Source organism: Paraprevotella sp., assembly GCF_986071375.1.
The window spans coordinates 37,665-52,897 of record NZ_CFQRNQ010000014.1; the positions used below are offsets into that span (position 1 = coordinate 37,665).

Consider the following 15,233-nt stretch of genomic DNA (forward strand, 5'->3'; position numbering starts at 1 on the left):
TCTTTATTTTTTATTTCGTATGGGTTTCCAACCTACTGTACGGCAAAGTCAGCCTGATAGCCCCGACTTCATACGCAGCTATCTCGTCGGCATTGTAAATGAAAGTAATACCTTCTTTTCCCAGTTCATAATTCAAGGGAATGTAAATGTCGGTAAGCCGTAGTATGCCTTTATCCTGCAGTTCTTCCCGGTTGCGGCAACCGTACGTTTTCAGGAGTTCGTCTGCCAACAAGGAAGGAAGCAAGGCCAAGGAAGCAGGGGGCAACACGTCCTCCAACTTCACCAACTCACCCGTTTCTGTATCGAAATTCAAACATTGTTCCTCCCGATAGTCGCGTGCTCCTCCCTCGTACTTTACTTTATGAATCAGATAACACAAATATCCGTTCAGCCCGTCTTTGTGTTCCGTGGCTATCCGATATTTGTAATCGTACCACGAGGAGTTGATGCCGCTTTGCCGGTCGGCTTTGTATAAATCGGTCAAATTTCTCCGGTATTGCTCCGCGTACGTCAGACAGAACGAATCGGCGGTCGAGGCGAACGAACGGTGCATCCCTCCAAACAGATGAAAGGCAATGGTTCGGTTCATGTTCCGGGCGGCACGGGTCGTGTCGTTTATCTCATCCGCCTCTATGATAACTCTACATGCAGGCGAGTGCTCGCTGCTGTCCAATGGTATGGTCTTCTCAACTTTTAATTGCTGAAAGGACAACGAACAACTTCCATCTTCACCTCGGCATGCACATAAAAAAGCCATGGCAAAAGCAAGGCCGTATATATATTTACTCATCTTTCCGTATTTCATCCCAAAAGCCTGTTATGAATGCAAAGGTAGTGAAAGGCGGGCGCAGAGGCAAATGAAAACGCAATTTTCTGATGGAACTGTACCGGGCTACCTCTTGTCGGCTTCCGCCTTTTACGCAACATATCGCTTTTACCGATAAATCATAAGACAAATGCTTTTTGTAGCAAAAATACGATGGATTTCTGAAAAAATATTCGTACTTTTGGACACTATATAACAAGCGATAAACAATGATACCGGACTTCCAATCCTGCATGCTGCCTTTTCTTCGGAAATTAGAAGACGGCAGCGTCCATTCAATGACAGAAATACAAAACGCACTTATCAGAGAGTTTCATCTGACGGAAACCGATGTAAAGGAAATGTTACCCAGCAATAGGACCACGCGTTTCAGAAGTAACGTAGGATGGGCCAAAACCCACATGCAAAAAGCCGGTTTGCTAGAAACTCCTCAACGTGCACAATATAGAATTACGGAGGCGGGATTGCACCTGTTGCAAACTCGTCCGGAGCATATTAATATGAAATTGCTTTTCAACTATCCGGCTTATAAGGAATGGATTGCTTTATCCAACAGAAACAGTGAACCGAAACGGAATTCCAGACAGGAATCTGAGTGTGCCATACAGACACCGGACATCATCATGGAAGAGGAATATAAGAAGTTACGCAATATATTGGCGCAAGATTTGTTGGAGCGTATCTTAAAAAAAGACCCGGGCTTCTTCGAAGCCTTGGTTATCAAATTACTGGTAGCGATGGGATACGGCGGTTCTTTAAACGAGGCTGCGGGCATGGTGGTAGGAAAGAGTGGGGATGAAGGCATAGACGGTATCATCAAAGAAGATAAACTCGGTCTGGACAACATTTATATCCAGGCTAAACGTTGGAATAACGTAGTGGAACGCCCCGAAGTACAAAAATTTGTCGGTGCTTTGGCCGGCAAAGGAGCCACCAAAGGGATATTCATTACCACATCCTCGTTCAGTCGGGGAGCACGGGAATTTAAACCGCAGAACAATATCAAAATCGTGTTGATAGATGGGAATCAACTGTGTGAATACATGATAGATTATAATATCGGGGTGTTTACTGCCAACACCTTTGAGGTGAAACGAATAGATATCGACTTTTTCGAGTCGGAAGAATGAAAATAAAAGGAAATAAGTGAACGTCGGACAAAATTACCTGTAAGCATGGAGATAATGCGTTTGAACGGGGTGGATGCCAGACTGTATCCACTTGTGGGACCTCTGGTCATGAACCCGGCCATTTTAAGACAGAATAATAATTATCCCTTTAAAACCTCCAACCGCTACTTGTGGTATATCGCCATATCGGACGGAGTAATCGTCGGATTCATCCCCTTGAAGAAAAATGAAAAGAATTACCATATAGATAATTATTACATACAAGGAGACCGTACGGAAACGATTGATGCTTTGTTACATCATGTCATCGACGATTTGGAAGCCGACTCTTTACTGACGGCCTTAGTGCATAAACGTCATACGGAAGCTTTCCGGCAAAATCAATTCCGAACAGATAAGCAACTGACTCTTTATGATAAAATGGAGTATATTCCTGTCCCTGAAATATGATACGCCAGTTAAATGTATACGAAGCCACGCAACGGAGATTAAAAATCATTTTTGATTATTTCGACTATGTATATGTATCCTTTTCCGGAGGTAAGGATAGTGGCGTGCTTTTAAACTTATGTATCGACTACCTTCGAAAGCATGAACCGGGCCGGAAGCTTGGAGTATTCCACATGGATTACGAGGCACAGTACCGGCAAACTACGGAATATGTGGAACAAACCATGGCTTCCCATCCTGATATGCTGGAGGTATACCACTGTTGCGTTCCTTTTAAAGTTTCCACTTGTACTTCCATGTACCAATCTTATTGGCGTCCGTGGGAGGAGAGCAAGCGTGACATCTGGGTTCGGGAAAAGCCCAAAGATTGCTATACGGCCAAAGACTTCGAGTTTTTCAACGAGGAACTATGGGACTATGATTTCCAACACCTTTTTGCCCCATGGTTACGTATGCAAAAGAAATGCAAGCGTGTCTGTTGCTTGGTGGGGATACGCACGCAAGAGAGCTTTAACCGATGGAGAAGCATCCACAGTGACAGAAACTACAAACGTTTGGCCTATTATAAATGGACTCACAGGCTCGACCATCACATATACAACGCATATCCCATTTACGACTGGAAAACCACAGATATCTGGACGGCCAACGGAAAATTCAAATGGACGTACAACCATTTGTATGACTTATACTATCAAGCCGGAATTCCTATCGCTCACCAACGTGTGGCCAGTCCGTTTATTTCCCAAGCCATCTCGGCGTTGAAAGTTTATCGCATCATCGACCCGGACACTTGGGGAAAAATGTTAGGCAGAGTCAACGGAGTAAACTTCGCAGGTATGTATGGCCGTACCATGGCAATGGGGTGGAGGATGATTAAATGTCCTCCCGGCTTTTCTTGGCAAGAATATATGTATTTCCTCTTAGACACGCTCCCGGAATCCACTCGGCAGAACTATCTCAACAAACTGGACGTAAGCATCCGTTTCTGGCGTAAGCGGGGAGGATGCTTGAGTGAAGAGACGATACAAAAGTTGCGCGAAGCCGGTGTGGAGTTTGCCCTCGGAGAGAAAACGGCCTACCATACGGACAAACAACCGGTAAGAATGGAATATCTGGATGACATCGACATCCCTGAATTTAAGGAGATACCGACCTATAAACGTATGTGTATCTGTATATTGAAAAACGACCATACGTGTAAATACATGGGATTTGCACAAACCAAGCAGGAAAAAGAACTGCGCGAAAGAGTAATGAAGAAATATAAATCGTTAGAACATGGACAAATATAAAAGCCCGGTATACAATATTATTGCGGTGCCTATCGAAAAGGTTGTGGCAAACGAATATAATCCCAACATAGTGGCCCCTCCCGAAATGAAACTTCTGGAACTCTCAATATGGGAAGACGGTTACACCATGCCCTGCGTATGTTATTACCGGAAAGAAGAAGACGTGTATGAAATCGTAGACGGATTCCATCGTTACCAAGTCATGAAAACTTCACCACGCATTTATGAACGGGAGAAGGGGTTGCTTCCTGTTTCCGTTATCGACAAAGACCTTTCGGAACGCATGGCATCTACCATACGGCACAACCGGGCCCGCGGCATGCATTCGGTGGAATTAATGAGCCATATCGTGTCTGAACTGACCAAATCCGGAATGTCGGACAGTTGGATCATACGCAATATAGGGATGGACAAGGACGAACTTCTGCGGTTGAAACAAATATCGGGGTTGGCAGAACTTTTTGCCGACAAGGCTTTCAGCCCCTCGGATGATTGGTTGGAAGAATAATCCTACGGATGAAATTCCTTATTATTTCTTGGAACGCAATGTGATGGAAAGAGAGCATAACGTCAGCAAAACGCCGACTGCGGTCACACCTGCCCATCCGCCGATGTGCCAGAAACTTCCGGCCAGAAAAGTCCCCATGGAACCGCCTACAAAGTAAGTGGTCATGAAAATGGTATTGACACGATTGGAGGCCGAGGGGCACAGTTCAAAGATACTGGCTTGATTGCTGAGTTGGATACATTGCATGCCGATATCGATAAGCAGAACTCCGGCAATGATACCGACATAACTGTTTCCACCCCAATACAATGAAGCCCATGCCGACAGAATCAGACTGCAACCGATGAAATTAAAATTACGTATGCCTACACGTTTCACATATTTCCCTACGAAAGAAGCCGTGAGTGCCCCGGCGATTCCGCATAACCCCAGTCCGCCAATCACATCGCTGTCGGCATAAAACGGCGCGCTTCCCATCTTGAAAGCTAAGCATGACCACATCGCCAGAAACGATCCGAAGGCCAATCCCGACCGTATGGAATAAATACGAAGAGCTGGATAATCCCGTAGAAGGTGGAACAGGGATTTCATCAAAGTACTGTATCGCCCCTCGAACGTAGGACGTATGTCGGGAAGTACCTTCAGGACGACGAAGGCACAGATGCACATCAGTCCGGCAGCAATAAAGTACATCTCGCGCCATCCCAACAGTTCTCCCACCCAACCGCTGATCACTCTGGAGGCTAAGATGCCGGTAAGCAGGCCGGAAATGACCACTCCTACATTGCGCCCCTTATGTTCAGGACGGGAGTATTGGGAAGCTATAGGAACAAATATTTGAGGAATCATGGAACAAATACCCGTCACTAAAGAAGCTGTCCAAACCGTATAAATACTTTCAGCCACCGCCATGGCCAACAAAGCAAAGACGAGCAGGATGAAATTGATTAATATGATTCTTTTCCTGCGATATAAATCACCGAGCGGTACGATGAAGAGCAAACCAAGCGCGTACCCAACTTGCGTTATCATGGCAATCAGATTAGCCTGAAAGTCCGAGATGCCCAAATCAGCCCGCATAAGGTTCAGCAAAGGTTGGTTGTAATACAGGTTCGCTACGGAGATGCCGGCCACGATGGCCAATGTCCACAGTATATGCGCCGGAAGGCCGGCATTTTCCTTTAATTCAAATTTCATCGGCTTTTTCTTTTTTTTGATAGTTTTTCCCCACAATCCAACTGGGCATTCATCCACGTCAGGAATACTTTTTCGGGTAACGGAACAGTATGCTCAGCAGCGCACAAGCCCCCATGATGAACGGATAATATAAATAAGGTATGATGTCTATCGGGTTGATGGATGCCAACCCGGCAGCCATCAGGAGCTGTGCCCCGTATGGAATCAGCCCTTGCGTAAAACAAGAAAACGTATCCAGGATACTTGCGCTTTTGCGCTTATCCACTCCGTACTTTCCGGCTATGTCATGGGCCAACGGGCCTGCCGTGATGATGGCTACCGTGTTATTAGCCGTACACAAATTGATAACGCTCACTAATGCCGCTATGCTTAATTCCGCCCCGCGTTTGGAACGTATATGCCGGGTCAGTGCGTGTAGGATATAATCTATACCTCCGTTGTAGCGGATGGTTTCCATCAGTCCGCCCGCCATCATCGTAATGATAATCAGTTCCCCCATTCCGGTGATGCCTTCTCCCATGGCAGCAAACCAACCGAACAAATCGTATGTACCCGTAAAAACGCCAACCACACCGCTCAATACCAACCCGAGCACTAAAACCATCATGACGTTCATTCCCGCAACGGCCGTAACCAACACCACCATATAAGGAACCACCTTAATCCAGTCCACTTCAGGCAGTTGTTGCGGTGCGTGGATATGTACTCCCATAAATATATACAATGCGAACGCGATGGCGGCTGCAGGCATGACGATTTGTGAATTGACTTTAAACTTATCGCTCAACTTACATCCTTGCGTACGGGTAGCCGTAATAGTCGTATCGGATATGAACGACAAGTTGTCGCCGAAAAAAGCTCCTCCGGCTACGATAGCTACCAACAACGGAAGACCTGTCCCTGTCTCGTGGGCTATACCTGCCGCCAAAGGCGTTAACGCCACAATCGTACCGACAGAAGTCCCTATGGAAAGCGAGATGAAGCAAGCTGCCAGAAAAATGCCTCCCAACAGCAGGTTCTCCGGCAAGAGTTGCAGGGAAAGGTTCACCGTCGCGTCGATAGCCCCCATGGCTTTGGCCGATGCGGCAAAAGCTCCTGCAAGGATAAAAATCCATATCATCAGCATAAGGTTCGGCGAACCGGCTCCTTGGGAATATACCTTTACCCTCTCTTCCAACGGAACGCCACGCATGGTCGCGACCGCATAGACGGACGACACCATGAAAGCCACCGTGATAGGTACTTTATAGAAGTCACGAACGATAATGCTAGTCACGAGATAAAGGAGCACGAAAACGAGCAGTGGACTGATGGCTGCCACACTTTTTCCATTTATAGACATTTCGCAACGTTTACATGTGGACGGCCGGTCATTTCTCGTCGGCCGTATAATAAATATAATTCTCAGCCGTCAACAATTCAAGCGGCATGTAATTGCATTGCTGTACGGCTTTCTTCAACACGATATGGTTGAACAGCGCCTTCACGCTGTTGTAGCCTTGTTTCCACGGATGTTGGGCAATAAGAAAATCGATAGTGCCTTGTTTGAGGCATTCCACATTCCGTCCCACCATGTCGTAGCCAAACAAATGGAAATCTTTCAAGCTGTTATGTTGAAAGTATTCTCCCAAAATGTATGCGCGGGAACAGAACGTGATGCAATGCCGGATGTCCGGATGTTCATCCAAAAATGCACGTATCCTGCTTTCGTATCCGTCCTCTCCGTCAAGTTGCAGGGAAAGCTCCACTACTTCGCAATCCGGATAATATGTCGTCATGTATTCCCTGAAACCCACCTCGCGGTATTCCTGCTGACGGGAGGCCACACGCCCTTTCGACATGAGCTTCATCAACAAAATGCGCCGGGCGTGTCCGCCGGCCTGCATCATGAAGATGCGCCCGGCAAAATAACCACTCTTCAAGGAATCTTGTCCGAAGAAAGCCAACGGCTCTACCTCGGGAACATTGGAATCCAAAAAGACAAATGGAATGTCCTGTTCCTGTAACCGGCGGCAAAACGTCTGGGTCACATCGAAATTTTGTGGGACAATGACCACCCCGTCCGGCTTTTTATCCCAAATACGCTCGGCGGCAGAGGCAAAAGAACTACCTTCAAACTGGTCATAATACTCCGTAATCAACGAAAGGTGGAAATCGCCCCGATTAAGAATGCACTGCCGCAACCCTTTTTCCACGTTGGTCCAATAAGCATTCCTGTCGTGACCGGGAAGCAGGCAGCAAAACGTATATTTACGGTTATATGCCAAGGCACTGGCATACATGTTAGGCTGATAATTGATTTCCTTCAATATAGCTTCCACTTTGGCTCTCGCCTTACCCGAGACATTGGGACGGTTATGCAACACACGGTCTACTGTACCTACCGAAACGCCGGAACGTTCGGCTATATCTTTGATTCTGATTTTATCTGACGAATGGACTTCCCACATAATACTCTTTCTTATTCGAGAAACGAAATGGTACGAAGATACGTTATTTTAATGGTACGCAAGGTATGAAAAAAACAAAAACTCGTTTTTTTGATTTATTTTTCCGTAAAAAAGAACGCCTTACGGAAAAAATATCTATTTTTGCATATCAAAAAAATAAATTGTGTGGGTTAACAGTAAAAACCAAGGCTAACAATAACCAAAATACAGGTATGGGAAAAATAATAACGATGGGAGAAATCATGCTCCGTTTGTCTACACCCGGACAATCTCGTTTTGTACAGACAGACACATTTGATATTAATTACGGGGGCGGGGAAGCCAACGTAGCCGTAAGTTGTGCCCATTATGGACATGAGGCCTACTTTGTTTCCAAACTGCCCAAGCATGAAATAGGTCAGGCTGCCGTAAATGCCTTGCGCCGTTATGGCGTACACACTGATTTCATCGCCCGTGGCGGTCAGCGCGTGGGAATATATTATCTGGAAACAGGAGCCTCCATGCGTCCGTCCAAAGTCATTTACGACCGTGCAGGGTCGTCTATTGCAGAGGCTTGCCCGGACGATTTCGATTTCGATGCCATCATGGAAGGTGCCGACTGGTTTCATTGGAGCGGTATCACACCGGCCATTTCAGATGCCAGTGCCGAATGTTTGCGCCAGGCATGTATTGCAGCCAAAAAGCACGGCGTGACCGTTTCCTGCGACCTCAATTTCCGCAAGAAGCTTTGGACATCGGAGAAAGCCCAAAGCATTATGAAGCCTCTGATGCAATACGTGGACGTATGCATCGGCAACGAAGAAGACGCAGAACTTTGTCTGGGCTTCAAGCCGGATGCGGACGTAGAAGGGGGCAGCACGGAAGCCGAGGGTTACAAAGGCATTTTCAAAGGCATGATGGACACGTTCGGTTTCAAGTACGTCATTTCCACTTTGCGTGAATCCATCTCGGCCACTCACAACGGGTGGAAAGCCATGATATACGACGGTAAGGAGTTCTATGTGTCCAAACGTTACGACATAGACCCCATCATCGACCGTGTCGGAGGAGGCGATTCTTTCTCAGGAGGCATCATTCACGGCTTGCTGACAATGAAGACCCAAGGCGAGGCGTTGGAGTTTGCCGTAGCGGCTTCGGCTTTGAAGCACACAATTCCGGGCGACTTCAACATGGTATCCGCCGAAGAAGTGGCAGCTTTGGCCGGAGGTTCTGCCAACGGTCGTGTACAAAGATAAACCCGTCCAACGATAACAAGAAAAAGATATGGCAAAATTCGATAAACTTGCAGTCATGCAAAAAATAGGGGAAACCGGCATGGTTCCCGTATTCTATCATTCCAATGCCGAAACGGCCAAGAAAGTAATCAAGGCGTGCTATGATGGTGGCGTGCGCGCATTTGAATTCACCAACCGTGGCGATTTTGCCCAGGATGTGTTTGCAGAATGCGTGAAATTCGCTGCCAAGGAATGCCCGGAACTGGCTTTGGGCATAGGTTCCGTTGTGGATGCCCCTACAGCAGCCCTCTACATCCAGTTAGGAGCTTGCTTCGTGGTAGGGCCGTTGTTCAATCCTGACATCGTACCGGTATGCAACCGCCGTTTGGTGCCCTACTGTCCGGGATGCGGCACAGTATCGGAAATCGGCAAGGCACAGGAATTGGGCTGCGACCTTTGCAAGCTCTTCCCCGGTGACGTGTACGGCCCGGCTTTCGTGAAAGGGATGATGGCACCCTGCCCATGGACCAAGCTTATGGTGACGGGCGGCGTGGCTCCTACGAAAGAGAACCTGACCGCATGGGTCAAAGCCGGAGTCTACTGTGTGGGGATGGGTTCCAAATTGTTCCCGAAAGAAGAAGTTGCTGCCGGGAATTGGCAATACATTACCGACAAATGTAAAGAGGCTTTGGGCTATATTGCCGAAGCGCGTATATAATGACAAAGGACATTAGATTTTTATGAGTAATACAATTGGTTAATTTTGTGGTATGTGATTTGCGAAAACCGCATACCTTGGTTTTAATGTTTTTAGATGTGGGTGTCATGTCTTGTGAAAAACGTGGCACAGGTTAACTTTTTATAATTATTAAAATTTTAGGTTAATGTATGCGGCTTTGTGAAAAGCCGCATTTTTTGTATACATGGGAAGTGTGCTATTCCATTAGCCGAAATGTTTTATGCAACCAAGTTGCACGGAAAACCGGATAACTTTGCCATAGAAATCATAAAAAAGCCATATAATGAAAACAAAAGCACATACCTGTGGGTGCGGTCACGGCATCTGCCACACGGAAAACAATCGGAAAACCAACCTGTGTCTGTGGTTTTCTTTCGCAGTTTTGATCAGCGGCATCACATGTCAAAGCATGGACACTGCCTTTTTTCGCCCTTCATGGGTACGGCTGTGTTGGTTTTTCGTGGGGTGGTTGCCCGTAGCGTTCCCCATCATGAAAGAGGCGTGGGAAACCATTCGCCACAAGGACTTTTTCAATGAATTTACGCTGATGCTGTCGGCCTCGCTCGGCGCTTTCTATATCGGAGAATATCCGGAAGCTGTGGCGGTCATGCTCTTTTATGCCGTGGGAGAGATGTTTCAGGACCGTGCGGTGGACAAAGCCCGGAGCCATATCAAGTCGTTGTTGGACGTGCGGCCGCAGACTGCCACCGTGCGGCGCGACGGGCAATGGCAGACGGTGGCACCGGAAACCGTGGGGGTAGGAGAGGAGATTGAAGTCAAGACAGGCGAACGCGTCCCCTTGGACGGTGTGTTGTTGGAGCCTGAAACCGCTTTCAATACCGCCGCATTGACCGGCGAAAGCGTGCCGCGCATGATTGGACAAGACGAAGAAGTACTGGCCGGTATGATACCGACCGAACGGGTCGTCAGATTACGCACTGTACGCGGCTATACCGACAGCGCCCTGTCACGTATCCTCGACATGGTACAGCATGCGGCTTCACGCAAAGCTCCCACCGAACAGTTTATCCGCCGGTTTGCCCGTGTCTACACTCCGGCTGTCACGATACTTGCCGCACTGTTGGTCGTGTTGCCTTGGCTTTATGCCTCATGGCATCCCGGTTTCATCTACGATTTTCATGCATGGCTCTACCGGGCGTTGGTCTTTCTCGTCATTTCCTGCCCCTGTGCATTGGTGGTCAGCATACCGTTGGGCTATTTCGGAGGAATCGGGGCTGCCTCACGCCGGGGAATCCTGTTCAAAGGCAGTAACTATCTGGATGCCATTACCCATATAGATGCCGTAGTATTCGATAAGACCGGCACACTGACCTGCGGCGTCTTCCGGGTGCAGGAAATACATCCTTCCGGCGGCCTCACAGCCGACGAACTGGTGGCATGGGCCGCAGCGGCGGAATCCGGAAGCAACCATCCCATAGCCCGTGCCGTTGGTGAATATGCCAAACAACAGGCCATAACGCTTCCTGCGGTAAGAAATACGGAAGAACGGGCCGGATTAGGTCTGCGCGCCATGACCGACCGAGGCGAACTTTTAGTCGGGAAGGCGGCATTATTGGCTCAAAACCAAGTGGCTTATCCCGAAGACATCCTTCACATTCCCGACACGATTGTGGTTGTGGCCCTCGACGGACGCTATGCCGGCTACCTGCTGTTGGCCGACGAGCCGAAACCCGACGCATCCCGTGCCGTGGCGGCTCTCCATGGCCTGGGCATCCGCAACCTCTGCATTTTATCCGGAGACAAGTCGGCATTGGTGGGCAAACTGGCCGGACAATTAGGGATTTCCCGTTATTTCGGCGACCTGATGCCGGAGGACAAAGTGCGGCATATCGAAGAATTCCAAACAGAAGAACATGCGCGTGTGGCTTTCGTCGGCGACGGACTGAACGATGCGCCCGTATTGGCTGTCAGCAAGGTAGGCATTGCGATGGGCGGGTTGGGAAGCGACGTGGCCATCGAAGCGGCCGACATCATCCTGCAAACCGACCAACCGTCGAAGATAGCCGAAGCCATTCGCATAGGTCGCCGCACACGAGCCGTCGTGTGGCAGAACATCATCGGTGCCCTCGGAGTGAAACTGCTTGTACTGGTACTGGGTGCTTTCGGTGCGGCCACCTTGTGGGAAGCCGTCTTTGCCGACGTGGGTGTGGCTTTGTTGGCCATTCTGAATGCCGTCCGGCTGTTGAGTGATAAAAAAGATTAAACCATCGCCATACTATGGGATAAAGCACGTACCTTTATCCCATGGTTATATTGGAGGCATATACATTATGGAAGAAGACATCTATTTGCATAAACTGAATTTACGGAACGTGAAACCCACAGCCATCCGCCTGTTTATTCTCCGTACGATGATGGAAATGAACCGTGCCGTGTCACAACCCGACTTGGAAGAAAAACTGCAAACCGTGGATAAATCCACCATATTCCGCACCATCTCGCTGTTTCTGGACCATCACCTGATTCATGCCATTGATGACGGGTCAGGCGCACTGAAATATGCGGTATGCAGCGACGATTGCACTTGTTCGGTGAGCGACCAACACGTACATTTCTATTGCGAAGGATGCCATCGGGCTTTCTGTTTCCGGAGTCAGGCGGTCCCGGTGGTGCAGGCACCGGAAGGATTCGTCCTGCACGGGGTGAATTATGTACTCAAAGGACTGTGTCCGGCATGTGCGGCCCGTATAGATAAAGACTGACATTTTGTCAATAGCCTTATCCTCGTTTTTGGGAAACAATACCAACCATGACACGGCAGCGCACACTGCGCAATGAGGGCGGAAGAAGATCCGGTTCCATGATTTCGAGATTTGACTTCAATTCGTCCAGCAACTCTGGATGGGGGAGGCATAATTTATAGGCCAGTTTCATACAAAGTGCACGGACGCTATAGGGATACCGGGAAGAAGACATGCCGATAAGGCAATAGTCCAAGAAATCCGTACGGAACGGGTGGGGGAGCACAGAACGGGAAATGAGCGTGAGCAACAGGCGGCGGAGCGTTTCGCTCCGGGTATCCATGGCACGTTCCATCCACGTGTCCACGTAGTGCGGCGGGAGGCTTGGCAAAAGGTCGGTATCCGCATACGTGAAAATCCATGCAGCATTTTCCGCCATGCGGCTGTCGCCATCCGCCATGATACGGTACAGCGTGTCGCGGAACATGCCATCGTATGCCAAGCGTTTCCCACAGGCGCGGACTTCCCGCATAGGAAGGCGACCGGACAGCATGTCCTGCCATTCGGAAGCGGATGAAGCCTGACCTACCATAGATGGTGCTCTGCAAAATAACGCCATAACGGAGCGAGCATCAACGCCTGCTTGATTTCGTTGTGCTGCAAGAGGCTGCGCACTTCCTCCACGGTTAGGAAATGCACGCTGATGTCCTCGGTGGCTTCCCGGTGGGGAGCCGACATGCGTTTCACTCCCCGTGCCACAAAACAATGGCATTGGTTGTTCATGGAAGACGTATTGGGCGAAATGGTCATCAAGTGCGCCCATACCCCGCCACCGAATCCCGTTTCTTCGTGCAGTTCCCTTTGAGCGGATTCCAACGGCGTTTCCCCTTCTTCGCACACCCCGGCACATATCTCATAACCGGTCCACTGCAATCCATGACGGTATTGCCTTTCCATGATAAATTTTCCATCTTCGGTCAAGGCTATCACATTGACCCAATCCGGATACTCCAACACGTAGTATTCGTCATTTTCCACGCCATTGGGAAGCCTCACCTTGTCGCGCCGGGCAGTCAGCCAGGGGCGACGGATGAGGTATTCACTCTCCAAAACCGTCCATTGTTTATCTTTGTCGTCCGTCATATCAAGCTATTTACTACGCAAAGGTAAGTCTTTTCTTTAAAGAAAGCTTCCGGAAAGCGAAAATCTTCCGGAAGCATGATTCCGGTTTATAGGGTAACGCCGGACTTGAAAATAGCAATTTCGTGATAACCGTTCTCTTCGTTCAACGTCTGCCGCCCACTGGCCACGTCGAGGACGAAAGACGTGAAGCGTTCCAATACGAGTGGCATGGGTTCTCCTTCCAGTAACGTGCCGGCATTGAAATCTATCCAATTAGACTTTTTCTCCGCCAATCCGGTGTGGGACGAAATCTTCACGGTGGGCACAAACGTACCGAAAGGCGTGCCGCGTCCGGTCGTGAACAGCACGATATGGCATCCGGAGGCCGCCAAAGCGGTACTGGCCACAAGGTCGTTGCCGGGAGCACTCAGCAAATTCAGTCCCGGAGAAGACAAGGTTTCTCCATATTCCAACACGTCGCACACGGCAGTCGTCCCGGATTTCTGCGTACATCCCAATGACTTTTCTTCCAAGGTGGAAATCCCCCCGGCCTTGTTTCCCGGCGAGGGGTTCTCGAAGACCGGTTGCCCGTGGCTGATGAAATAGTCCTTGAAACCATTGATGAGCGAGACGGTCTTCCGGAAAACCGCCGCATCCTTGCAACGCGCCATCAAAAGCGTTTCGGCACCGAACATTTCAGGCACCTCTGTAAGCACCGTGGTGCCCCCTTGTGCCACGAGGTAGTCTGAGAAACATCCTAAAAGCGGATTGGCCGTAATGCCGGAAAAGCCGTCGGAACCTCCGCATTTGAGTCCTATTTTCAGTTTCCCCATCGGCACTTCCGTCCGGCTGTCTCCCACCATCCGGGCATATAAATCCCGGAGAATCGTCATCCCGCTCTCCATCTCGTCCTCCTCGTGTTGGCAGACCATAAAGCGTATGCGCTCCGTGTCATAGTCTCCAAGTAAGGCACGGAATGCGTCGGGCTGGTTGTTTTCGCAACCCAAGCCGATTATCAATACGCCGCCGGCATTGGGATGGAGTGCCATGTCGCGCAGGATGAGGCGCGTATGCTCGTGGTCGTCTCCTAATTGCGAACACCCGTAATTATGCGTGTAAGCCCTGATGCCGTCTATTCCTTCGGCACGGGTTTCCTTTTCGAGCATCCGCGCCAAACGTTCGGCCACGCCGTTGACGCATCCCACAGTGGGGATAATCCATAATTCGTTACGGATGCCCACTTCACCGTTCCGGCGTGCATACCCCGAGAAAGTCTGCAGTCGGTCGGGGCGGTAACACGGGATGTGTACAGGTCGGTACTGGTAATCCGATATCCCCTTCAGGTTGGTACGCAACATCCGCTCGTTCACCCACCGGCCTGGCTCTATCGTTTCCGTGGCATGCCCGATGGGGCTGCCATACTTGATAACGTCCTGTCCGGCGGCAATATGGGCGAACGAGACTTTATGGCCGGCCGGAACCTGCTCCCTCACCTTGACAATCGTGCTCCCGTATGTGATGCTTTCTCCCTCCTCCAACGGTTGCAAAGCCACGGCCACATTGTCCGCCGGATGAATGATAATATATTTCAACATAAAGA

Annotated in this window: 15 protein-coding genes; 8 read left to right on the forward strand and 7 right to left on the reverse strand. The window is 49.3% G+C overall.

Features of this window, described 5'->3' with window-relative positions; translation table 11 throughout:
* Positions 1-10: 10 nt before the first annotated feature.
* Positions 11-790, reverse strand: a complete 780-nt coding sequence (locus tag AC5RDV_RS08890; protein WP_282748254.1) for an RsiV family protein — start codon at positions 788-790, stop codon at positions 11-13.
* 269 nt (positions 791-1,059) lie between these two features.
* Here AC5RDV_RS08890 and AC5RDV_RS08895 point away from each other — a divergent pair, with 269 nt between their 5' ends.
* Genes AC5RDV_RS08895 through AC5RDV_RS08910 form a run of 4 tightly spaced genes read left to right on the forward strand, consistent with a single transcriptional unit; the run spans position 1,060 to position 4,209 of the window.
* On the forward strand, positions 1,060-1,956 hold the full coding sequence (locus tag AC5RDV_RS08895; protein ID WP_494222154.1) for a restriction endonuclease: 897 nt from the start codon (positions 1,060-1,062) through the stop codon (positions 1,954-1,956).
* Between the two features lie 45 nt (positions 1,957-2,001).
* The gene (locus AC5RDV_RS08900; protein WP_008627594.1) at positions 2,002-2,406 is read left to right on the forward strand and encodes a hypothetical protein; all 405 of its coding nucleotides are present in this window, start codon (positions 2,002-2,004) and stop codon (positions 2,404-2,406) included.
* Complete coding sequence (locus AC5RDV_RS08905) at positions 2,403-3,701, forward strand: DUF3440 domain-containing protein (RefSeq protein WP_008627596.1); 1,299 nt, start codon at positions 2,403-2,405, stop codon at positions 3,699-3,701. Before AC5RDV_RS08900 ends, AC5RDV_RS08905 begins: the two co-directional genes overlap by 4 nt.
* A complete protein-coding gene (locus AC5RDV_RS08910; protein ID WP_008627598.1) occupies positions 3,688-4,209 on the forward strand; it encodes an IbrB-like domain-containing protein in 522 nt (173 codons plus the stop codon). The genes AC5RDV_RS08905 and AC5RDV_RS08910 overlap by 14 nt, the downstream gene beginning before the upstream one ends.
* A gap of 21 nt (positions 4,210-4,230) precedes the next feature.
* Here AC5RDV_RS08910 and AC5RDV_RS08915 read toward each other — a convergent pair whose 3' ends face one another.
* From AC5RDV_RS08915 to AC5RDV_RS08925, 3 genes are read right to left on the reverse strand one after another with little or no spacing between them, the layout of a single operon-like run.
* A complete protein-coding gene (locus tag AC5RDV_RS08915) occupies positions 4,231-5,406 on the reverse strand; it encodes an MFS transporter (protein ID WP_040602866.1) in 1,176 nt (391 codons plus the stop codon).
* A gap of 58 nt (positions 5,407-5,464) precedes the next feature.
* Positions 5,465-6,748: a Na+/H+ antiporter NhaC family protein gene (locus tag AC5RDV_RS08920; RefSeq protein ID WP_008627602.1), complete on the reverse strand. Its 1,284-nt coding sequence runs from the start codon at positions 6,746-6,748 to the stop codon at positions 5,465-5,467.
* A gap of 28 nt (positions 6,749-6,776) precedes the next feature.
* Complete coding sequence (locus AC5RDV_RS08925; RefSeq protein WP_282748252.1) at positions 6,777-7,856, reverse strand: LacI family DNA-binding transcriptional regulator; 1,080 nt, start codon at positions 7,854-7,856, stop codon at positions 6,777-6,779.
* A 212-nt stretch (positions 7,857-8,068) separates the two neighbouring features.
* Here AC5RDV_RS08925 and AC5RDV_RS08930 point away from each other — a divergent pair, with 212 nt between their 5' ends.
* The 4 genes from AC5RDV_RS08930 (at position 8,069) to AC5RDV_RS08945 (ending at position 12,532) form a co-directional block, all read left to right on the forward strand.
* Positions 8,069-9,091: a sugar kinase gene (locus AC5RDV_RS08930; RefSeq protein WP_040603127.1), complete on the forward strand. Its 1,023-nt coding sequence runs from the start codon at positions 8,069-8,071 to the stop codon at positions 9,089-9,091.
* Positions 9,092-9,119: 28 nt separating this feature from the next.
* Positions 9,120-9,788 (forward strand): bifunctional 4-hydroxy-2-oxoglutarate aldolase/2-dehydro-3-deoxy-phosphogluconate aldolase, encoded by a 669-nt coding sequence (locus tag AC5RDV_RS08935; RefSeq protein WP_008629215.1) that lies wholly within the window; start codon positions 9,120-9,122, stop codon positions 9,786-9,788.
* 304 nt (positions 9,789-10,092) lie between these two features.
* Positions 10,093-12,033, forward strand: a complete 1,941-nt coding sequence (locus AC5RDV_RS08940; protein WP_428388714.1) for a heavy metal translocating P-type ATPase — start codon at positions 10,093-10,095, stop codon at positions 12,031-12,033.
* Positions 12,034-12,100: 67 nt separating this feature from the next.
* Complete coding sequence (locus AC5RDV_RS08945) at positions 12,101-12,532, forward strand: Fur family transcriptional regulator (protein ID WP_040603104.1); 432 nt, start codon at positions 12,101-12,103, stop codon at positions 12,530-12,532.
* 16 nt (positions 12,533-12,548) lie between these two features.
* On the opposite strand, the gene AC5RDV_RS08950 is transcribed toward AC5RDV_RS08945, so the two are convergent.
* The 3 genes from AC5RDV_RS08950 to AC5RDV_RS08960 form a co-directional block, all read right to left on the reverse strand.
* A complete protein-coding gene (locus AC5RDV_RS08950) occupies positions 12,549-13,103 on the reverse strand; it encodes a HEAT-like fold family protein (RefSeq protein WP_282748250.1) in 555 nt (184 codons plus the stop codon).
* On the reverse strand, positions 13,097-13,654 hold the full coding sequence (locus tag AC5RDV_RS08955) for an NUDIX hydrolase (RefSeq protein WP_130892879.1): 558 nt from the start codon (positions 13,652-13,654) through the stop codon (positions 13,097-13,099). Before AC5RDV_RS08955 ends, AC5RDV_RS08950 begins: the two co-directional genes overlap by 7 nt.
* 86 nt (positions 13,655-13,740) lie before the next feature.
* Positions 13,741-15,228, reverse strand: coding sequence for a UxaA family hydrolase (locus AC5RDV_RS08960; protein WP_008629200.1), 1,488 nt, complete (start codon positions 15,226-15,228; stop codon positions 13,741-13,743).
* Positions 15,229-15,233: the final 5 nt, after the last annotated feature.